This window comes from Streptomyces sp. NBC_00207, assembly GCF_045160965.1.
GTDB lineage: Bacteria > Actinomycetota > Actinomycetes > Streptomycetales > Streptomycetaceae > Streptomyces.
The window spans coordinates 162,196-182,349 of the sequence record NZ_CP130715.1 but is presented as its reverse complement, the minus strand read 5'-3'; the positions used below and the strand labels follow the sequence as shown (position 1 = coordinate 182,349).

General features: G+C 73.7%; 19 protein-coding genes. 5 read left to right on the top strand and 14 right to left on the bottom strand.

The features are described 5' to 3' along the window. The first annotated feature begins 60 nt into the window (after nucleotides 1–60). Nucleotides 61–669 carry a 4'-phosphopantetheinyl transferase gene (locus OG472_RS00915; protein ID WP_405940654.1) on the top strand — a complete coding sequence of 203 codons (609 nt, stop codon included), beginning with the start codon at nucleotides 61–63 and terminating at the stop codon, nucleotides 667–669. A 68-nt stretch (nucleotides 670–737) separates the two neighbouring features. Here the strand turns inward: OG472_RS00915 and OG472_RS00910 are convergent, their stop codons facing one another. The 4 genes from OG472_RS00910 to OG472_RS00895 form a co-directional block, all read right to left on the bottom strand. Beyond that, nucleotides 738–1,736: an AraC family transcriptional regulator gene (locus OG472_RS00910; protein WP_401611375.1), complete on the bottom strand. Its 999-nt coding sequence runs from the start codon at nucleotides 1,734–1,736 to the stop codon at nucleotides 738–740. A 134-nt stretch (nucleotides 1,737–1,870) separates the two neighbouring features. Further along, a complete protein-coding gene (locus OG472_RS00905) occupies nucleotides 1,871–2,365 on the bottom strand; it encodes a DUF1772 domain-containing protein (protein WP_401611373.1) in 495 nt (164 codons plus the stop codon). Next, entirely contained in the window at nucleotides 2,362–2,997 is a 636-nt protein-coding gene (locus tag OG472_RS00900; RefSeq protein WP_401611371.1) for a hemerythrin domain-containing protein, read from the bottom strand. Before OG472_RS00900 ends, OG472_RS00905 begins: the two co-directional genes overlap by 4 nt. Before the next feature lie 170 nt (nucleotides 2,998–3,167). Beyond that, the gene (locus OG472_RS00895) at nucleotides 3,168–3,986 is read right to left on the bottom strand and encodes an NAD(P)H-binding protein (RefSeq protein ID WP_401611369.1); all 819 of its coding nucleotides are present in this window, start codon (nucleotides 3,984–3,986) and stop codon (nucleotides 3,168–3,170) included. Nucleotides 3,987–4,307: 321 nt separating this feature from the next. Here OG472_RS00895 and OG472_RS00890 point away from each other — a divergent pair, with 321 nt between their 5' ends. Next, complete coding sequence (locus tag OG472_RS00890) at nucleotides 4,308–5,306, top strand: AMP-binding protein (protein ID WP_401611368.1); 999 nt, start codon at nucleotides 4,308–4,310, stop codon at nucleotides 5,304–5,306. Nucleotides 5,307–5,398: 92 nt separating this feature from the next. On the opposite strand, the gene OG472_RS00885 is transcribed toward OG472_RS00890, so the two are convergent. The 4 genes from OG472_RS00885 to OG472_RS00870 form a co-directional block, all read right to left on the bottom strand. Further along, on the bottom strand, nucleotides 5,399–6,205 hold the full coding sequence (locus tag OG472_RS00885) for an SDR family NAD(P)-dependent oxidoreductase (RefSeq protein WP_401614655.1): 807 nt from the start codon (nucleotides 6,203–6,205) through the stop codon (nucleotides 5,399–5,401). Nucleotides 6,206–6,271: 66 nt separating this feature from the next. Then, nucleotides 6,272–6,505, bottom strand: coding sequence for an acyl-CoA carboxylase epsilon subunit (locus OG472_RS00880; protein WP_405827042.1), 234 nt, complete (start codon nucleotides 6,503–6,505; stop codon nucleotides 6,272–6,274). Then, the gene (locus tag OG472_RS00875) at nucleotides 6,502–8,076 is read right to left on the bottom strand and encodes an acyl-CoA carboxylase subunit beta (protein WP_405827041.1); all 1,575 of its coding nucleotides are present in this window, start codon (nucleotides 8,074–8,076) and stop codon (nucleotides 6,502–6,504) included. The genes OG472_RS00880 and OG472_RS00875 overlap by 4 nt, the downstream gene beginning before the upstream one ends. A gap of 150 nt (nucleotides 8,077–8,226) precedes the next feature. Continuing rightward, nucleotides 8,227–9,441 (bottom strand): aminotransferase class V-fold PLP-dependent enzyme, encoded by a 1,215-nt coding sequence (locus OG472_RS00870; protein WP_405940653.1) that lies wholly within the window; start codon nucleotides 9,439–9,441, stop codon nucleotides 8,227–8,229. Nucleotides 9,442–9,804: 363 nt separating this feature from the next. On the opposite strand from OG472_RS00870, the gene OG472_RS00865 reads away from it, so the two are divergent. Both OG472_RS00865 and OG472_RS00860 read left to right on the top strand, forming a co-directional pair. Next, complete coding sequence (locus OG472_RS00865) at nucleotides 9,805–9,984, top strand: hypothetical protein (RefSeq protein WP_405827039.1); 180 nt, start codon at nucleotides 9,805–9,807, stop codon at nucleotides 9,982–9,984. Between the two features lie 248 nt (nucleotides 9,985–10,232). Next, nucleotides 10,233–11,054, top strand: coding sequence for a BTAD domain-containing putative transcriptional regulator (locus OG472_RS00860; protein ID WP_405940652.1), 822 nt, complete (start codon nucleotides 10,233–10,235; stop codon nucleotides 11,052–11,054). 51 nt (nucleotides 11,055–11,105) lie between these two features. Here OG472_RS00860 and OG472_RS00855 read toward each other — a convergent pair whose 3' ends face one another. The 5 genes from OG472_RS00855 to OG472_RS00835 form a co-directional block, all read right to left on the bottom strand. After that, complete coding sequence (locus OG472_RS00855; RefSeq protein WP_405940651.1) at nucleotides 11,106–13,148, bottom strand: condensation domain-containing protein; 2,043 nt, start codon at nucleotides 13,146–13,148, stop codon at nucleotides 11,106–11,108. A gap of 119 nt (nucleotides 13,149–13,267) precedes the next feature. Further along, entirely contained in the window at nucleotides 13,268–14,185 is a 918-nt protein-coding gene (locus OG472_RS00850; RefSeq protein WP_401614734.1) for a 4'-phosphopantetheinyl transferase family protein, read from the bottom strand. Between the two features lie 98 nt (nucleotides 14,186–14,283). After that, nucleotides 14,284–15,246 carry an SRPBCC family protein gene (locus tag OG472_RS00845; RefSeq protein WP_401614669.1) on the bottom strand — a complete coding sequence of 321 codons (963 nt, stop codon included), beginning with the start codon at nucleotides 15,244–15,246 and terminating at the stop codon, nucleotides 14,284–14,286. A 68-nt stretch (nucleotides 15,247–15,314) separates the two neighbouring features. After that, a complete protein-coding gene (locus OG472_RS00840) occupies nucleotides 15,315–16,631 on the bottom strand; it encodes a helix-turn-helix domain-containing protein (RefSeq protein ID WP_405940650.1) in 1,317 nt (438 codons plus the stop codon). A gap of 407 nt (nucleotides 16,632–17,038) precedes the next feature. Next, nucleotides 17,039–18,220 (bottom strand): serine hydrolase domain-containing protein, encoded by a 1,182-nt coding sequence (locus OG472_RS00835; RefSeq protein ID WP_405940649.1) that lies wholly within the window; start codon nucleotides 18,218–18,220, stop codon nucleotides 17,039–17,041. A 252-nt stretch (nucleotides 18,221–18,472) separates the two neighbouring features. Here OG472_RS00835 and OG472_RS00830 point away from each other — a divergent pair, with 252 nt between their 5' ends. Further along, nucleotides 18,473–19,249 carry a MerR family transcriptional regulator gene (locus OG472_RS00830; protein ID WP_405940648.1) on the top strand — a complete coding sequence of 259 codons (777 nt, stop codon included), beginning with the start codon at nucleotides 18,473–18,475 and terminating at the stop codon, nucleotides 19,247–19,249. Between the two features lie 54 nt (nucleotides 19,250–19,303). Here the strand turns inward: OG472_RS00830 and OG472_RS00825 are convergent, their stop codons facing one another. After that, the gene (locus OG472_RS00825; RefSeq protein WP_405827034.1) at nucleotides 19,304–20,137 is read right to left on the bottom strand and encodes a BTAD domain-containing putative transcriptional regulator; all 834 of its coding nucleotides are present in this window, start codon (nucleotides 20,135–20,137) and stop codon (nucleotides 19,304–19,306) included. Between the last annotated feature and the right edge of the window lie 17 nt (nucleotides 20,138–20,154).

Genomic DNA, 20,154 nt, shown 5'->3' with positions numbered 1-20,154 from the left:
CGTCATCGGAAGCCTTCGACGACGCGGCGCCCGCCCCTCTTCCCGGCCGAGGCCGCCCTGATGCAGGGCCGACGCGCCCACCGGCGACGCCAGTTCGCCACCGCCCGGGCCTGCGCCCGCCGCTGCCTGGCCGACCTCGGCCGCCCCGCCGCCGCCCTGCTCCCGGGACCGGGCGGCGCCCCCCAGTGGCCCACCGGCGTGGTCGGCAGCATCACCCACTGCCAGGGCTACCGCGCCGCGGTGGCGGCCCCCGCCTCCCTGATGGCCGCCGTCGGCATCGACGCGGAACCGGCGGGCCCACTGCCCCGGGGCGTCCTCGCCCTCATCACCTCCGAGGCGGAGCGCACCCACCTGGCCCACCTCGCCTCGGCCGATCCCTCCACCCCCTGGGACCGTCTCCTCTTCTCCGCCAAGGAGGCCGCGTACAAGGCCTGGTACCCGGCCACCGGCATCTGGCTCGGCTTCCGCGACGCCACCCTCACCCTCTTCCCCGACGGCGGCTTCGCGGCGACCCTGCACCCCCCGCTGCCCCCACCGGTCGACCCGGTCTACCAGGGCCGCTGGCTGGCCGGCCCGGACCTGATCCTGACCGCGGTGACACGCGAGGGGCCCCCGCCGCCCCCACGGGCCACGGCCGCCGCACTGATCTCCTCGGCAACACCCGCGTAGCGCCCCGGCCCGAACCCCGTCTCCCCGCACCCGCACCCGGGCCCGGGCCGCCGGCGGCCGGCCGGCGGTCAGGGCCGGGGCAGCACCACCGTGCGCGCCTGCTGCGGGGCCTGCGGCGCGGCGACCGGGTGGGCACCCGTACGGAACTCCTGGGGGCTCATGCCCCGCACGCGCTTGAACGCCGTCGACAGGGCGAACGCCGAGCTGTAGCCCACCCGCCGGGCCACCGTCGCGATGGTGGCATCCGGCTCCCGCAGCAGGTCCGCGGCGAGGGCGAGCCGCCACCCCGTCAGATAGGCCACCGGCGGCTCACCCACGACCTCGGTGAACCGGCGGGCCATCGAAGCCCGCGACACCCCCACCTTCAGGGCGAGTTCCTCCACGGTCCACCCGTGCGCGGGATTCTCGTGGAGCAGCCGCAGCGCCGGACCGACCACCGGATCGCTCTGCGCCCGGTACCAGGACGGCGCGCCACTGCCGGGCGCCGCCAGCCAGGTACGCAGCACCCCGATCAGCAGCAGGTCCAGGAGCCGGTCCAGCACGATCTCCTGGCCCGGCTCGTCCCTGGAGATCTCCGAGGCCAGCAGCGCGACCAGCGTGGTGTCGGCCGCCTCCGCCGGACGCACCAGGATCGTCGGCAGCGCACTCAAAAGCCGCCGGCCGATCTCGCTCGGCGCCTGGTAGGTGCCGCTCAGCATCACGGCCGAGCCGGCATCCTGGAACTCGTCGCCCCAGGTCCGCACACCGAGCGCCATCGTCTCGGTGACGTCCTCACCCTCCTCGGTGCTGCACCGCTGCTCCGGACCGACGGTGATCTGCACCGGCGTGTCCGGGGAGTCGGCGACCGTGTACGGCTCGGGTCCCCGCACGACCGCCACATCACCGGGCCGGATCATCACCGGCGTGCCGAGGGCGGGAAGCAGCCAGGCGTCGCCGTGCACCATCGTGACCACCGAGAGCGGCGCCCGGTCCTCCACGCGCAGCGACCAGGGCGGGTTGAAGACGGACTTGAGCAGGAAGGCCCCCCGGGCCTTGGGGCCCTCCAGCAGTCCGGTCAGCGTGTCCATGCGTACATCCTCTCGCGTCGCGCGGCCGCACCGAAGCCCCCGCACCCCGCCTGACCGCGTCGCCGCCTGCACGCGGCGAAGCGCCCGCTCTCCCGCGGGGGACGGAAAGAGAGCGGGCGCCGATCGCGGGGGTTCTACGCAGCCGACGCGCGGCCGTGCAGCGTCAGCGCGCGCCCCAGCGCGGCCAGCGCCGCCGTACAGGCCACCGTGCGCACGACGTTGCCGGACGCCCAGCGGCCCCCGAAGCGCGAGCGGGCCGCCGCCGCATCGGCGCCGGCCCGGGCCAGCTGGTTGTTGAGGGGGATGTTCACGATCGCGGTGACGGCCAGCGACAGCCCGTACAGCGCGAACGCCAGCCAGCCCCAGCGCGCCGCGTCGGGCCGGCCGCCGCGCTGCTGCTGCCTGGCCGCCACCCCGGTCGCCAGGAACGCGCCCAGGAAGAGCAGGCCGAACAGGCCGTTGTCGATCGCCTCGTTGATGTTCCGCATCGCGGTCACATACGTCTGGTCATCGCCGCGGCCCAGACCCGGCATCACCGAGATGTCGAAGGCGAAGTACAGGCCGGCCATCAGCCCCGTCCCCACCGTCGCCGCCACCAGCGTCACCGATTGCGTGGTCGTGCTGCTCAATTCAGGATTCCCTTCAACGTGCGCTCGTACCGCCGGTTCAGCAGCGTGGCGCCGATCAGCCGGACGGGAGGCGGGATCGTGGCGGAGACGTGCGCGACCGAGCGCCGCGACGCACCGTCGAACATCCACGGCTGCAGATACGTCATCACGCGCATCGGGGCACTGGAGACGACCTTGCGCTCCTCGGCCAGATAGGCCCGCTCCCCGAGCCGGTCGAAGACCGGGAAGACGATCCGCTCCTCATCGCGCAGGTGGTCGCGCAGCACACCCTCGAAAGTCTGCGCCGCCCTCACCAGACCGTCACCGCGGCGGGCGACCGCCGTCGACACGGCCGCCATCGCCGCATCCAACTCCTCGTGGTCCTCGTGCAGTTCACGCGCCTGTGCATCGAAGTCGGCATCCCGGCGGCGCAGCCCCGGCCACAGGACGTCGTCCTCACTGGTGTGGTGCCACTCGATGACCTCGCGCAGCCGCTGCCACCACGCGCTGCCCGCCCCGCTCCACGCGGGGGCCGCGGCGCGCAGCCGGGCCGCGTCACGCCGCATCGCGACGTGCATCAGGGCGAAGCCGTGGAAGTGCGGGGGAAGGTGTTCCAGCCCGTGTTCGCTGGAATACGACGGGGGAGCCGGCACGGGAGCCTCCTGCCTGTCTGTCATGCGGGGTGGTGCCGGTGAGCACTGGCACGGTGTCGTGCGCAGATCCCCGGACACCCCGAGCACCGGGCGGCGGCCGTACCAGAGTCGCCGCCCGGTCAAGGAGCGAAAAGAGGGGAACGCGCAGACGGTGAAGGGGCCTTGTGCCGTCAGACGTTCCAGACCCCGGACGCCGCCGCGTCGCGGGCGAACTCGGAGAAGTCCTTGGGCTTGCGGCCCAGGGCCTCCTCGACACCGTGCACCAGGTGCGCGTTGCGCCCGTCGAGGATCATCGTGAACAGGTCCGCGAACTCCTCCGGGAGGCCGTTCTCGCGCAGCACGGCCCGGTACTCCTCGTTGGTGACCGAGATGTACCTGATCTCCCGGCCGGTGGCCTTGGACAGTTCGGCGGCCACATCGCTGTAGCTGAGCAGGCGCGGGCCCGACAGCTCATAGGTCTTGCCGATGTGCTTGTCATCGGTCAGCGCCGCCACCACGACATCGGCGATGTCATCGGCGTCGACGAAGGCCTCCACCGCGTCACCGGTCGGCAGGGCGATCTCGCCGGCCAGCACGGGCTCCAGGAAGAAGCTCTCGTTGAAGTTCTGGTTGAACCAGCTCGAGCGGACGATGGTCCAGTCGCCGCCGGAGGCCTTCAGGTTCTCCTCCGACACCTCCGCGGCCTCCTCACCGCGCCCGGACAGCAGCACCAGACGGCGCGCACCGCCGGCGACGGCCACCTTGGAGAAAGCACCGACCTGTTCGGCGGCACCCGGGAAGGCGAGGTCGGGGTAGTAGGTCACGTACACCCGGTCGACGCCCTCCAGCGCCGGTCCCCAGGTGGCGGGCTCGTGCCAGTCGAAGGCGGGCTGGCCGCTGCGCGAACCGATCCGGACCTCGCGGCCCTGGGCGGAAAGCTTCTCGGCGACGCGCCGGCCGGTCTTGCCGTGACCGCCGATGACGAGGGTGATCTGCGTGTTCTGAGTCATGAGTACAGTCAAGTCCAGTCTCGCGAGACGGGCCATAGCCACAAAGCTCAGTTCCATATGCCTGCGTCTACGAGAGGTCGCCTCGGAGCGCGACGGAGAGAGGGTGGCTTCGGCGTGAGCTCCAGAATCGTAGGCATGCCCCCAGCAGGCGGGCCAGGCCTCTCCAGCAATCCTCGACCACCCGTGGACACACCGTCGAGCAGCCGTCCAGCCCCTCCTGACCAGCCGTCAAGCCGCCTTGTACGGCAGGACTTGAGCCGTTCTCCGGCCCCCTGCGACACCATCGGCCCCGGAGTCACGACCCGCCCGCTGGGAGGCCGCATGAACGCCACTCCGGATCATCCGGAGCTCGACCACCTGTCCGCCGACCTGGCCGCTCTGCTCACACGGATCGGGCTCGACCCGGCCGCCGAGCCGACCGTACGCCTCGACCGCATCGACACCCGCTTCGCGGCCGCGGCCGCCCGCCACCCGGCCCGGGTCTGCACCCGGGACACCGAGGAGCAGACGACCTATCTCGAATCGGACTGGCTCGCCGACGACATCGCCGGGCGCCTGTCGGGCCGTACGGGACCCGGATCGGTGATCGCCGTCCGCGCACAGCGCACCTGCCGGACCCCCGCCGCCGTGGTGGGCGCCCTGCGCACCGGGGCGGCCGTACTGCCGCTGGAGCCCGGGCACAACGCGGGCCTCCAGGAGTTCCTGATGCGCGACGCCGGCGCCGAGATGGTCATCTCCGACGGCGGACTGCTGCGCGACGAGATCCCGCTGGCCAAGGCGGGCAGGTTCGTCATCGCGGCGCGGCCCGAGGCGGCGATGCGCCGCGAAATCCCGCCGGCCACGGCCTTCCTGGCGCTCCCCACGGGCGGCGATCCGGGCCGGGCACTGACCCTGCGGCCCGTCGGCCACATGGACGTGCTGTCCTGGGTGGACGCCCTGGTCCCGCTGCTGGAGTCGGGACCGGACGAGGTGTGGACGTACTTCCACTCCCTCAGCCTGGACCTGGGCATGCGCGAGATCTGGGGACCCCTGCTGTCCGGCGCCCGCGCCGTCGTCGTGGACCGCGACACCGCCCGCGACGCCCGCGCCTTCGCCCGCCTGCTGGCCGAGCAGGAGGTGACGGTGCTGACACAACTGCCGTCCGCCTTCGCACGGCTGGCCGTCGCGGCGCGCGCCGGCAGGAGCACCCTGCCGGCCCTGCGGCACGTACTGCTCTCGGACGAGCAGACCGACGCGCCCGCCCTGGCCGACTGGCAGGACGCACGCATCGCCCCGCAGGCCGTCCTCTGGGACGTTTCGGGGCCACCGACCGTCCTCTGAAAACAGGGCCGCCGGGGGACCGGCGGCGGGGAGGGCCGCGGACGACCGACCGTCCGCGGCCCTCCCCTGTGCCCGTCCACCGGCGGCCGGCGTCAGAAGTTCCCCAGCCCTCCGCACACGTTGAGCGCCTGGGCCGTGATGGAGGCGGCCAGATCGGTGGTCAGATAGCCGACCAGAGCGGCCACCTCCTCGGGGGTGGAGTAGCGGCCCAGCGGGATCTTGGACTCGAGCTGCTCCTGGACGTACTCCTCGGTGGTGTCCCACGCCTGCGCGTACCCGCTGCGCACGCGCGCCGCCATGGGCGTCTCCACGTACCCGGGGCAGACCGCGTTCACGGTGGTACCGGTCGGAGCGAGCTCCTTGCCGAGCGCCTTCGTGAAGCCGACCACGGCATGCTTGGAGGCGGTGTACGGGGCCCCGAGCAGGACCCCCTGCTTGCCCGCGGTGGAGGCGATGTTGACGATGCGGCCCCAGGGCTGCGCCCCGAGGCCGCCGGCGTTGAGGACCTCGCGCGTCAGCAGGAACACACTGTTGAGGTTGGTGTCGATGACGTCGTGCCACAGCTCGTCGGTGATGTCCGCGGTGGCACCGCCGCCGCTGCGGCCCGCGTTGTTGACCAGGATGCTCACCGGCGCCCCGTACACCGCCACCGCCGCGGCGACCACCGCCTTCACCGCCGAGCGGTCGCGTACGTCGGCGGCCGCGCCCTCCACGCTCATCCCTTCGCACTGCAGGTCGGCGACGGTCTGCTTGACCGCGGCCTCGGTACGCGCGCAGACGAACACCCGGTGCCCGCGCGCTCCCAGGTCCCGGGCGACGGCCAGCCCGATGCCGCTGGTCGCCCCGGTGACCAGCGCCACGGGCCGTTCGGGGGCCTGCGTTCTCGCCTTGACCGTCATCCTTGTTCCCTCCGTCGCTCACCAGGACGTCCAGAGCGTGCCGCAGAGCACTCGGGGCGCGACGGATCAGCGCTCGCGCCAGGTCCCCGCGCGCCGCAGCCCGCCGGTTCGGTCCCAGCCGGCGGCCCGGGTGCGGGCGGGCTCGGTCCGCCCGCCCGACCGGCTGACCAGCAGGGCCGTCAACACCGCCAGCAGGGCGGCCGTCTCCGCCGCATCGGGATGCCCGCGCGTGATCCTCCACGACTCCGCTTCCGCCCCCGCCGCCGCTCCGGCCCCGGCGGCCGGCCGTCCGGCCGTCATACCGGCGGGTTGCCGTGCTTGCGCGACGGCAGGTCGGCGTACTTGGGACGGAGCATGGCCAGTGCCGAGGTGAGCACCGAACGGGTTTCGGCCGGGTCGATGACATCGTCGACCAGGCCGCGTTCGGCCGCGTAGTAGGGGTGCATGAGCTCGGTCGTGTACTCCTTGATCTTCTGCGCGCGCGTCGCGTCGGGGTCGGCGGCGGCGGCGATCTCCCGGCGGAAGATGACGTTCGCCGCGCCCTCGGCGCCCATGACCGCGATCTCGTTGGTGGGCCAGGCCAGTGCGAGGTCCGCGCCGATGGAACGGGAGTCCATGACGATGTACGCACCGCCGTACGCCTTGCGCAGGACCAGGGAGATCCGCGGGACGGTGGCGTTGCAGTACGCGTACAGCAGCTTGGCGCCGTGCCGGATGATGCCGCCGTGCTCCTGGCCGACCCCGGGCAGGAAACCGGGGACGTCGACCAGGGTGACGATCGGGATGTTGAAGGCATCGCAGAACTGCACGAAGCGGGCCGCCTTCTCGCTCGCGTGGATGTCGAGCACCCCGGCGAGGTGGGCGGGCTGGTTGGCGACGAAGGCGGTGACGTGTCCGTCCATCCGGGCGAGCGTGCACACCACGTTGGCCGCCCACCCGGGCTGGACCTCGAAGTGGTCGCCGTCGTCGACGACCTCCTCGATGACCCGGCGGATGTCGTACGCCTGCTGCGGATGGGCGGGCACGATCGCGGCGAGCGCCTCGGTAGGCCGGTCCGCGGGATCGTCGCCCCACTCACGCGGCGGTGTCTCGCGGTTGTTGGCGGGCAGCAGCGACAGCAGGTGCCGCACGTCCTCCAGGCAGCTCTCCTCGTCGTCGTAGGCGAAGGCGGCCACCCCGGAGACCGCGGCGTGCACGTCGGCGCCGCCCAGGCCGTTCTGCGTGATCTCCTCACCGGTGACGGCACGGACCACGTCGGGGCCGGTGATGAACATCTGCGAGGTGCCGCGGACCATGAACACGAAATCGGTGAGCGCGGGGGAGTACGCCGCCCCGCCCGCGCACGGGCCCATCATCACGCTGATCTGCGGGATGACGCCGGAGGAGCGGGTGTTGCGCCGGAAGATGCCGCCGTAGCCGGCCAGCGCGGACACGCCCTCCTGGATACGGGCGCCGGCACCGTCGTTGAGCGAGACCAGCGGGGCGCCGGCCGCCTCGGCCAGGTCCATCACCTTGTGGATCTTCTCCGCGTGGGCCTCGCCGAGCGCCCCGCCGAAGATACGGAAGTCGTGCGCGTACACGAAGACGGTGCGGCCGCCGACCGTGCCCCAGCCGGTGACCACCCCGTCGGTGTACGGCCGCTTCTGCTCCAGCCCGAAACCGCTCGCGCGGTGCCGGCGCAGCGCCTCGATCTCGTGGAACGAGCCCTCGTCCAGCAGCAGTCCGATGCGCTCGCGGGCGGTGAGCTTGCCCTTGGCGTGCTGCTGTTCGGTGGCCCGCTCGCCGGGACCGGCCAGGGCCTGTGCCTTGATGCCGGCCAGTTCCGCGGCACGGTCGGTACCCGGCGGGGTGGACACGTCGATGATGGTCATGAGGATCCTCCAGATCTGAAGACCGGATTGCGGCCACCGTCGCGCGCGCGGCTCAAGACGCCGTGGAAGTCCACTCGGACCCCGTACGAGACGCGGTCCTGGCGCGGCTCCGGCGTGCGGGCCCGGCGGCCTGACAGTGGGGGGCGGGGCTCAGGTCGTCCGGTGCAGTGTGAGGTGGCCGCGGCGGACCGGCGTCCCCCGGTACGGCGGCGGCCCGCCGAAGCGGTCCCCGCCGGCCGCGGCCAGCGCCGCACCCGGGGCCACGGCCGCGCCGCCGGTGTACTCCCGCTCCTCGCGCTCCTCCCGGAGGACGTCCCGCAGGGCCTGCTCGAAGCGGTCGATGTCCTGTGCGCTGTTGTCGCGGTGGACGGAGGCCCGCACGGCGGTGGCGCCGCCCCGCGCGGCCGGGTGGAGCGGGTTCTCCTGCGCGACGGTCTTCCAGAGGACGACCCCGCGCCGGGCCAGAGCGCGGCGGATGAGCGCGGCCGGCACCTCGCCGTGACGGAAGGCCAGCATCCCGGCCTGCTCCCGGCCCGGCGCGAGCACTTCGATCCCGGGCGTCCGCTCCACGGCGGCGCGCAGCCGGGGCAGCAGGTCCTCGTAGGGCAGGCGCACGGCGGCGGCATGGTGGGCGAGGGCGGCGTTCAGCGCGGCGACGGCGGCCGGGGCGGGCGCCGGCGGGCGTCCGCTCCACACCCCGTGCGCCGCGTAGGCGAAGCCCACGGCCTCCGGGCCGCGCAGGAACCGCCAGCCGTCCGCCGTGACCAGCTGCGCGCCGATGCGCGCGGCGTCGACGGGGAGCTGGCCGACCGAGTGGGAGGCGTCGACGGCGTACCGGGCCCGGTGGGGGGCCAGGAGCCGGCCCACCTGCTCGACGGGACTGACCGTTCCGCAGGCCGAGGAGACGTGGACCACCGAGACGAGGGCGACGTCCCCGTCGAGGTGGGCCCGCATCCAGTCCAGGTCGAGGTCGCCGTCCGCCCGCAGCGGGACGACCTCCAGCCGGCAACGGGTGCGGTCGCGCAGGGCGTAGAGGGTGCTCAGGCGGGCCACGCCCTCGTACGGGGTGGTCCAGATCCGGTCGCCGGGAGAGAGTTCCGCGGCGCGGACGAAGGCGTCGAAGGCCTCGGCCGCGCCGGTGGCCAGGACCGTGTCGCCGGCCGGGACGCCCAGCAGGGCGCCGAGTCGTTCGTGCACCTCGGTGTGCAGGACGGCGCCGAGGTGCTCCGCCAGCGCGCGGCTCCCGAAGCGGTCGTCGCGGGCCGTGCAGGCGGCGAGCACGGCCCGCACGCCGTCCGGCATCCGGCCCGTGCCCGCCGTGTTCAGGTGGGCCGTTCCTTCCGTGTCGTACGTCGGCGCATTCAATTCAGGGGCCTCCCCCCGCTGTCGGGGCCGCGGCACGTCCACGACCCTGTCTTCCACGCATTGCCAAAACGTCTGGCAATACATTGCCTATCGCTTGGCAGTTTTGGCAATGCCCGCTCCGGCGGCACTCGAGTTCCGGCCCCTTGGCAACACTTGGCAAGATTCCCCGCCGACCCCGCCCCATCGGCTTCCGCGCAGGTCGCAGCGATTCACAGCGGCATGCGGACCGCGCGGGAGACGGCAGGCGCCCCTTGCTCCAGTCCTTCTCAAGCGATTGACGAGCAAATCCCGAGCGGACGTTGCCAATCTTCTTGGCAGAGGACTTGCCAAAAACATTCGAAACGTTGCCACGGAGGAGCCACCATGAAGAACATCGCCCGCCTCGTCGCCACCGCCGCCCTGGCCACCACCGCCGTCCTCACCGCCGGCGCGGCCGCCCACGCCGACGGCGGCGACATCGACTGGCCGGTCGCCCCGGCCTCGGCCGGCGCCCCGGCCGCCCCCGGCACCGGCCCCGCCACCACCCTTATCGACTGGCCGTGACCGCCCGGGAATCCGCCCGGCAGGAATCCGCCCCGGAGTTCCCGAAACGGAAAAGACGACGGAATCCTTTCCCGCATTCCCGGCACCCGTGAGAAAAAGGTCACCCGGGCACGGCACCGCAGGTGGAAGGCGGCTCGAAACCCGCTACAGGAAAGAGATGGAACACATCCACCCCGGCTAGCGTGCCTCGAACGGGGGCAGCTCCTTGGCCACCGGAGGAAAAGAGCCAAGGAAGTACGGAGGAGACCGTGAGAATTCAGGTTCTGGGTCCACTGAGCGCCGAGGTCAACGGCGGATCCATAGTTCCGACCGCGGGCAAACCAAGACAGATCCTGTCACTCCTCGCGCTCTATCCAGGGCGCGTCATACCGGTTCCCACCCTCATGGAGGAGATCTGGGGAACCGCGCCGCCGCAGAGCGCCCTGACCACCCTGCAGACGTACATCCTCCAGCTGCGCAGGCGGCTGGGCACCGCGATGGGGCCCGACGCCCCCGGCGGCGCCAAGGAGGTGCTGGTCACCCGGCACGGCGGCTACCTCCTGCAGATACCCGAGGACGACGTCGACGTGCACGACTACGAACGCCTCGTCCGCGAGGGCCAGTCCGCCTTCGAGTCCGGCGACAGCCAGGTCTCCGCCGCCCGCTTCCGGGCCGCCCTGGACCTGTGGCGCGGCCCGGCACTCGTCGACGTACGGGTCGGACCGATCCTCGACATCGAGGTCATGCGCCTCGAGGAGAGCCGCCTGGTCACCGTGGAGCGGCGGATCGACGCCGACCTCAGGCTGGGCCGCCACGGCGAACTGATCGCCGAACTGACCGAGCTGACCGCACGCCACCCCCAGCACGAAGGACTCCACTCGCAGGTCATGGTCGCCCTGTACCGCGCGGGCCGGCAGGCGACCGCCCTGGACGTCTACCGCCGGCTGCGCGGCCGGCTGATCGAGGACCTCGGAGTGGAGCCGTCACCGCAACTCCAGCGCCTGCACCAGGCCATGCTGGCCGTCGACCCGCAGCTCGACGTGCTCGCCGGACCGCGCTGCACCTCCACCTTCGACCTCTTCGCCGCGTAACGCCCGGCCGGTCAGCCCCCGGCCGCCCGGCGGCCGGGCCGTCCGGCCGTTTCAGCCGCGCCGCACCGCCACCCCCGCGAGCCCCCGGGCGAGCGCGTCCGCGCTGCCCCGGGGACCGCCCAGGCCCGTCATGACCACGCTCACCGGCGATCCCGTCCCCTGCGCGAGGACCCGCCCGAGCTCGTACGCCGCCCCCGCGCCGGGACCGCACCCGCACAGCACCAGCCGCCTGCCCGACGCCAGCAGACCGGTCAGGGCGGTCAGCGCGGCGGGCACCACCGGGCCGGGCGGGCCCTCCAGGTCCAGCGCCACGATGGTCTGCGGGCCCCGGTGCTCCCGCGTGAACAGCTCGTAGCAGCCGCCCACCACCCCCGGGACCACCAGCAGACAGATCACGTCCGCCGAAGACGCCCCGCTGCGCAGCGTTCTGACGGCGGCGCGCCGCGCCGCGGCCGGCCGCCCGGCCATGACGGGGACCCCGTCGTCCGCCAGCAGGTCCAGCACCCGGCCGACGGTGGGATCCGGGTCCGGCAGATCGGTCAAGGCCCGCAGCAGGCCGACGCACTGGCCCAGGACCGCGGCCGCGTCCGCGTCCGCCAGCCTCGCCCGGTCGTAGACGGCGTCGAGCACCAGCGCGCCGCCGCTCTCGTGCCGGGCCACGACCGTGACGGGCACCCCGGCTCCGGCCCCGACGGTCCGCGGTGCATCCACGCCGATGCCCTGCGCCGCCAGTTCACGGCCCACGTCGGCCCCCGGCCCGGCCGGGCCGTCGAAGACGATGACACTCTCGGTGAGCCGCTCGCCCGGCCCCCGCCCGCTCCACACGCGGATGCGGTCGCCCGACACCCACGGGTAGGCGGCCATGTCCAGCCGGGCGTCGTGCACCTGCTGCAACAGGCCGGTCAGCGGGGCCGCCGGATCCACCCGCACCGTCATCGGCAGCGCACTGCCGAGCAGCCCGGGGATACCGGCCGCTCCGGGCAGCGCGATGTCGCCGCCGCAGAGCCGGACCCCGAAACTCACCGGCAGGGGCCCCTCGGCCGCAGCCGCCCGGTACAGCAGCAGCGCCCACACCAGGTGCAGGGCGCTGCTCTCACCGGCACCCCGGGCCGCGGCCCACGACCGCAGCCGGGGACCGTACGGTTCGCCCAGCCGCCGGCGCAGGCGCCCCTGACCGCTCTGGCGGGTGTCCGCACCGGGACGGCCCGGCGCGGTCGCGGCGCCGCGCGGGGGCGCCGCACGCGTCCACAACTCCCGGGCGCCCTCGTCGCTCTGCCGGGCCAGCCAGCGCGCGTGGTCCCACAGGTCGGGGCGGCGCTCACCCCCGGGCAGGACGCCTGCGGCCAGGTAGGCGCGGTAGAACGCGCGCAGCAGGAGACCGACGCCGCGCTCGTCGAGCAGGGCCCGGTGGCAGGTCAGCAGGATCCGGGTGGGCGCCCCCGGCTCCCCCTCCAGCAGGGTCAGGCGCAGCAGCGGCGGCCGGTTGAGGGCGAACCCCCGCGCCCGGTCCGCGTCGAGGAGGTCCTGCCAGGCGATCTCGGCGCGGGTGCGGTGGACGACCTCGACCTCGGCGCACGGATGCAGCAGGAGCCGTGGCACGGCCGTCCAGTCGAAGGCGGCCCGCAGGACCGACTCCCGCCCGCAGACGGACTGCCAGGCCGCGTCGAAGCGGTCCCGGTCGAGCGGTCCCGCCCAGTTCCAGTGGATCTGCTCCACGTACCGCTCCGCGCCCTCGGGACGGGTGACGGCCTCCACGAGCAGCTCGCGCCGGTACCCGTCCAGGGCCAGGGGTTCGCCGCCGCCCGGGTACGGGCCCAGCAGGTCGGCCAGCAGCCCGGCGCTCAGCGGAGCGGGGCCGGCCGCGGCGGCGTCCGGCAGGAGGCGCAGGGTGTGCCGGCCCGGACCGTGGCCCTCCAGGGTGACCCGGAAGCTGCGGTGGCGCTCGGCGATGCGGGCGGCGAACACCTCGGCGTCCGCGTCGTGGCGCAGCCCGCGCAGGCCGAGGACGAGCGTGGAGCCGGGCGCACCGCGGCCCGCCTCGTGCACCACCGCAAGGACCGGCCCCGGCCCGTCCGCGGCGTCACGGCGGCTCACCGGCCGGCCCGCACACAGCCGGCCCGGACGCCCGCCGCGCTCCCGTCAGTCGCCGGCACGGACACGGACACGACACGGCGGGGACGACGCGAAGGGCACCGCGGGACGTTCCCTTGCGTTCACGGCGTCCGCCTTCCCTCGCCCCGCCCGGAGGTCACCGGTCGCAGAAAGCGTAAGTGGTCCACCGGCCCGGACCCCCTTTCCTCGAGCGGGACTGCAGCGCTTCGCGAACCGGTGTCGACCTGCGCCTCCCGGGCCGCCGCCGGCAGGACGCGCCGGCGCCGGTGCGCGGCGCCGACCAGGTAGCGCTCCTGGACGAGATGGGTGGTGAACGACCAGTCCCCGGCCGGCCCCCCCTCCTGCACAGCGCCCGCCAGGACGACACGCCCCCGGTCGTCGTGGCCGAACCCGACGGTGGAAGAGCCGCGCCGCAGCCCGTGCCCGTGCCCGAGCGCCCTGGCGTGGGCCTCCTTCAGGGTCCACAGCCACAGCAGCCGGGCCCGGCGCTCGCTCTCGGGCAGCGCGGCCAGCGCCGCGCCCTCCGCCACGGTGCACAGGGGCCCGGCCGGCCCGTCGCAGGAGACGTCACGGTCTGCGGCCTGCACGTCCACACCGATCGGACCGGTGCGGCTGACGCCGACCACGATCAGCTCACCGGTGTGCGCCAGGCTCACCTCCAGGTCCTCGCCCGCACCCCGCACCAGGGGCTGTCCGCCCGGCTCGTACCCCAGTTCCAGGCCGTCCACGGGAACGTTCAGCGCCGCGGCGGCGGCGTGCCTGACCACGAACCGCGAGACGGCGAACCGCATCCTGCCGGCCGCGGGCTCCGTCTGCCGGTAGCGGGGCCAGTCGCTCCCGAGCAGGGGCCGCAGCGCGGGGTCGAGCAGCACGGCCGCCAGCCACTGGCCCCACGTCGTGCAGATGACCGCCCGGCCGACGTCGTCGAGCCGGTCGCCCACCTCGTCCCAGGGGCCTTCGGGACCGGCGATGTGCACCGGCGCGTCGAGCGGATCAGGGCGGTACCGGACGGGGACCATGGTCACGACCTCCTTCTCGTGCTCACAGCGGACCCGCGCTCACAGCGGACCCGCGCTCATCGCGGACCCGTGGACCCGCGGACGGCGAAACCCGGAAGTCACCGCAGCCGCCGGACGGCGCTCTGGGCGTGCCACCCGGCCAGGCGCAGCGTCTCGGTACCGGCCCGCCCCAGCCACGTCCGCACGTACCGGCGGGCCTCGACCAGGCCGCTCCCCGCACCCAGCACCTCCTCGACCGCTTCCTCCCGCAGCATCACCTGCCGGGCGCAGACCACCCGTACGCCGCCCCCGTCCGGGACCAGCGACCACTCGCCGCTGTGCGCGGCGATCAGCCGGGACGTCGTCAGCTCCTTGTGGACGATCCGCGCGGCCGAGGGGAAGCACAGCCGCACCGACCGGGTGGTGAGCGTGCGTCCGCCGGGGGCGGCGCAGGTGTCCACCGTGGCCAGCTGCACGCCGGGTACGTCCTCGATCACCCCGGCCGACTCCACGTGCGGGACGCGCTCGGGCCAGTCCCCGATCCGGTAGAGGAAGTCGTAGACCAGCTCGGCGGGACCGTCGACGTGCACGCTGTCCTCGAAGGAGAGCAGCAGCTGGTCCAGGCGCTCCCAGCGCTCGGCGACCTGCTTCACTTGGGCGAGCTGTTCGGCCGGCTCCGCCTGCCACTCCTGCCGGCTGCGCCCGGTCTCGGCGGCGGGCAGCCCCTCCAGGGTGCGTTCCTGACGCAGCGTCAGCAGTGATTCCGTCTCGCCGAGCGCCTCGACCGTCCAGAGGCCGGTGGTGGGCACACCCGGGCGGGCGGTGTCCTCCTGCTCGAACCCGACGGTCCTGGCGCGCGGGTCCAGCACCCGGCGCACGTGGAAGGAGCGGACCCTTTCGTCCCGCACGTCCCAGAGGCGCAGCCGCTCCCGGACCCCGTCGAAGTCCATCCGCTCGACGTGGACGTGCGAGGGCAGCAGAAGGGGCCAGCGGACCGCATCGGCCAGCAGTCCGTAGACGACGCCGGCCGGGGCGGCCACCCACGCCGTCTGCTCGCTCGCGTGCACGCGCTGCGACGACATGAGACGCACCCCCGCCCTGCTCGTTCCTGCGATGCCCTCCAGGCTGCACCACAGGACTCGAGCCTTCCTCAACCCCCGACGGGCGAGACCCCGCCGACCAGGCCCGACGGACCCGCCGGGCCCGCCTGACCGCCCTGACCGGCCTGACCTACCTGTCCTACCTGTCCTGCCTGTCCTGCCTGTCCTGCCGGGGTCAGTGCGTCGGCCAGCACTCGCCAGATCTCGGCGGCGAGGTCGATGTTGGCGTCCTCCTGAGCCTGCTGCGCCAGCGCCCGCAGGCCCTGGATCCCGCAGGGGTCGCCGCCGAGGATCAGCAGCTGATGCCGCAGGATCTCCAGCCGTACCCGGCCGCGGTAGGTCATCCTCGACTGGTCGCCGGCCAGCGCGGCGAGCAGGGCGCGCGCGTCGTCGTACCGGCCGGTGGCGAAGGCCAGGTCGGCCTGGAGCGCGGTCAGGTCCTGCCGCAGCGCCGGTGTGCCCACGAAGGCGAGAGCGGCCTCGGCCTCGGCGGCGCGGCGCTGGGCCTGCCCGGGATCGGCGGGCAGCTTCTGCAGGTGCAGCCGGGCCGTGGCCAGCCGCAGCCGGGTCCACAGGACCAGGTCCTCCTGGCTGCCGAACCGGTCGAGGGCATCGTCCAGGCAGGCCTGCGCGCCCGGGTAGTCGCCCTGGCGCATCCGGACGGCGGCGGCCGTCCACATGGCCTCGGCCCACAGCGCGTCGGCGCGGCCCTCGACGAGAACGGTCAGCTCGTCGGCGTGCACGCGCGCGTCGCCGATCCGGCCGGCCTCGGCCTGGACGGACACGAGCGCCAGCAGGGCGGTGGCCCGGTCCTCCACGCCCAACTCCTCGCCCAGCGCGATCCGGTGGGCCTCGACGGCGGCCTCCAGGGCCGCCTTGATCTCACCGATGGACCGCAGGCAGCGGGCGAGGCGGGTCAGGCCCCGTACGCGCAGCTCGCACACGCCCACTTCCTCGCCGAGCTCGACCAGGTGCGTGAGCCGCTCCCGTTCCAGCGCGTGGTCGCCCTGGACGCGGGCGGCACCGGCGAGCAGCCACAGCGCCTGCCAGCGCAGGACCGGGCTCTCGTGTTCCTCGGCGGTCAGCGCCTGGCGCAGAGCCTCGACGGCGTCGGGGGAGCCGGTGGACGCCGCGAGGGTGAGCGCATGGGCCAGCGAACCGGTGGCCGGCTCCTCGAAGTCGGCCGCCTCCAGGCCCAGTCGGCCGGCCAGGTACCCCACGGCCCGCTCGGTCGGCTGGCGTGCACCGGACTCCAGACGGGAGAGATAGCCGGTGGACATCCCCTCGCCGGCCAGCGCCGTCTGGGACAGTCCCCGGGCCGTCCGGAGCTTTCTCAGGCGGTGTCCGAACGCGGGCTGTCGCAGCATGAGCATCCCTGAGGTCGCGGGCAAGAAATCTGTCGGGAACCGCCAACGAGCGTAGGACGCCCGGCAATACGCGGGCAAACCTTTGCCAGGGGTTCGCGGCGGCTCTCATGCGCACGTCATGCGTTCCTCGAGCGTTCCTCGATCCGGCCGAGGCAGACTCTCCAGAACCCGGCCCCGGGACCCGGCCGGCGCCCCGCTCTTCCCGCATTCAGCGCCTTGGAGTCGACGATGAGGCCATCGGTGTGCGCATCCCGCGCGTCCTGGACGCCCGCAGCCCACACCACGCTCGCGGCCCCCGCCCTCCGGCCCGCCGAACCGACCGGGAAGACCCGCCCGGACGACGACATCGGCTGGCCCAGGAGATAGCCCCGGCCCGCACGACCGGCGTACGGGTCCCGGGCGGGTGCTCAGCCCGCCGGCCGAGCCGCCCCGGCCGCCGCCGAGGCGGCCGCACCGTCAGCCGATCCGGCCCGCCCGCCGCCGAACACCTCCTCGACGAGCCTGGCCTGCGCCTTCTGGAACGCCGCCGCCAGCGACATCGCCGCGTCGTCCACATAGTTCAGCGCGGCGGTCAGCGTCTTGCCGCCGTCGGGCGTGCTGTACATCAGCGCCGCATGGCCCGCCGCGCCGCCGTTGTGGAAGAAGACGGTGGCGCCGTTCCCGCCCACCTCCTGCACGCGCAGCCCCAGTCCGAAACCGCTCGCGGCGTGCGGCGTGCACATCTCGGCCAGCAGCGGGGCCGGCAGGAGCCTGCCGCCCAGCAGCGCGGAGATGAAGGTGTGCAGGTCCTTCGTGGTCGAGATCATGTCCCCGCCGGCGGAGATCCAGGAGGGGTTCTGCCGGGTGACGTCGACCGTCTCCTGCCGGCCGGCGTCCTCGTACCGGTAGTAGGCGTGGGCGTGCGGCTCGGGGATCTCCACGCCGGTGCCGGGCAGCGACGTTCCCGACAGGCCGAGCGGTCCCAGGATCCGCTCCTGCATCTCCTCGGCGCACGAGCGGCCGGTGACCCTCTCGACCAGCAGCCTGGCCAGCACGTAGTTGGTGTTGGAGTAGCTCCAGCCCGTCCCCGGCTCGAACCGCGCCGGCTTCGACAACGACAGCCGCACCAGCTCCTCGGGCCGGTAGGTCGTGAACCGGCCCTCCACCCACTCCCGGCCCGCGATCGTGGAAGGGATCCCGTGCGCGACCGTCCCGTCCTCCAGGAGCTCGCCGGTGTGGTTGAACACCCCGCTGGTGTGCTGCAGCAGCATCCGCACGGTGATCCGCCGGTCCAGCCCGAACCCGGGCAGGTGGCCGGCCACCGGGTCGTCCAGCCGGATCGCGCCCTCGGCCACCAGCTGCAGCACCACGGTCGCGGTGAAGGTCTTGGTGTTGCTGCCGATACGGACGTGGCCGTCGACCGGCGGCCCGGCGCTCTCGCCCAGCTCCGCGACACCGGCACTGCCGACCCACTCGCCCCGCTCGTCGTGCACGCGCAGCGTCACCCCGGCGATACCGGAACCGACGATCTCCCGGATGGCCTGCTGCAGCTCCGGGCGCTCCGGTACGGCGGCGGCGGAGTTCTTCGTGGTGGGGAGGGACTCGCTCATGGGTCATTCCTCAATCTCGCGATGGGCAGGCGTCCGGCACGGCTCGAAAGCGCAGCGTGGCCCCGTGAGTTGGAGGCCCGGTGGCCTCCGGCCCTTCCGAGGCGGCCGTGCGATGAGCGTGCACCCTGACCCAAGGTCAAGGTCAATCTCCCTCGCGACCGTGGACCGAGCCGATGCGCGCTACCCTCGCCCCTGTGATCGACTACAACCCGTACCTGAACGCCGCCCACGATCCGCAGGCGCGCTGATCCGATGGCAGACGGGCTCACGATCGGCCAGGCGGCGGCGTTCGTCGGCGTCACGATCAAGACCGTGCGGCACTACCACCGCCTCGGCCTGCTCGCCGAGCCGGAACGTGACGGTTCCGGCTACCGGCGCTACCGGTCGGCCGACCTGCTCCGCATGGTCCGGGTCCGGACCCTGGCCGGGGCCGGCGTGCCACTGGCCGAGATCGGTGACCTGCTCGACGCCGATCCCGAGCGGTTCGCCGCCGCCCTGGACGACGTCCACCGCCGGCTCACCGAACGGATCGAGGACCTGAGCGCACGCCGCGACACCCTGCACCGGCTCGCCCACGGCGACCGGGTCCTGCTGCCCGACCGGGCCTGCACGGCCTTGGACCGGCTCGCCGAACTCGGCTTCGCCCCCGACTACCTGGCCGGCCAGCGGGAGGCCCTGGTACTGGCCCGGGCCCTGGTTCCGGAGATCTTCGACAGCTTCCTGGCCCGCCTCGAGGACGTCCTCGACGACCCCGAGCACGTCGAGCTGACCAAGAGGGGCTGGGACGCGAGGTCCTGGGACCCGGACGACCCGCGCATCGAGGAACTGGCGTCCGCGCTGACCGGCAAACTGCTGGCCAACGGCGCGCTGCTGACGGCGCCGGCCGGCTTCCGGAACCGGCCCGACGCCGCCTCCCGGTACGCCCTGGTCAACCACCACCGCGAAGACCAGGCACCGTCCATCGCCCGGCTGAACACCCTGGTCGAGACGAACCTGCGCGCAGCCGGCATCGACATCCCGCATCAATGACGGCCACGGCCACGACCACGGCCACGGCCACCGCCGTGACCCCGGGCAGCGGGCTCAGACGGCGTACAGGTCGAAGGTCGACCCCCGCTTCGGCCCCGCCTGCACGTCCAGCGCCGGGTCGACGGCCAGCATGGCCTGGTGCAGGCGCTGCAGTTGCGGCGACGGCTCCACTCCCAGGTCCTCGATCAGCCGGCCCCGCAGCCGCCGGTACACGTCCAGGGCCGTCGCCTGCCGGCCCGACCGGTACAGCGCCACCATCGCCTGCGAGTGCAGCCCTTCGTGCTGCGGATGCCGGGCGATCAGCTCCGTGAGCTCGGCCAGCAGCTCCGAGTGCCGGCCCAGCCGAAGATCCACATCGATCCGCCGCTCCACGGTGACCAGCCGGCTCTCCTCCAGCCGCATCACCTCGATCTCCAGGATCGGGCCCACCCGTACGTCGACCAGCGCGGGCCCCTGCCACAGCGCGAGCGCCGCGCGCAGCAGGGCCGCCGCGCTCTCGTCGTCGCCCTGCTCGAAGTCGCTGTGGCCGCGGGCCACGAGGCCCTCGTACTCGTGCACGTCCACCGCCTCCGGCGGGATCTGCAGCAGGTACCCGCCGTGCCGCGTGACGAGGACCTCTTTCGCGCCACCGGCGCCCCCCGCGCCTGCGCCCGGTCCCATGGCGGTACCCAGCCGCCGGCGCAGCTGGAGTATGTACGTCTGCAGGGTCGTGAGCGCGCTCTGCGGCAGGTTGGTGCCCCAGAGTTCCTCCATGAGCGTGGGCACCGGCATCACCCGGCCCGGGTAGAGGGCGAGGAGCGTGAGGATCTGCCGCGGCTTGCGTGCGCTCGGAACGATCGAACCCCCGTTGACCTCGGCGCTCAACGGACCCAGCACCTGAATCTTCACCGTCTCCTCCGCACGTC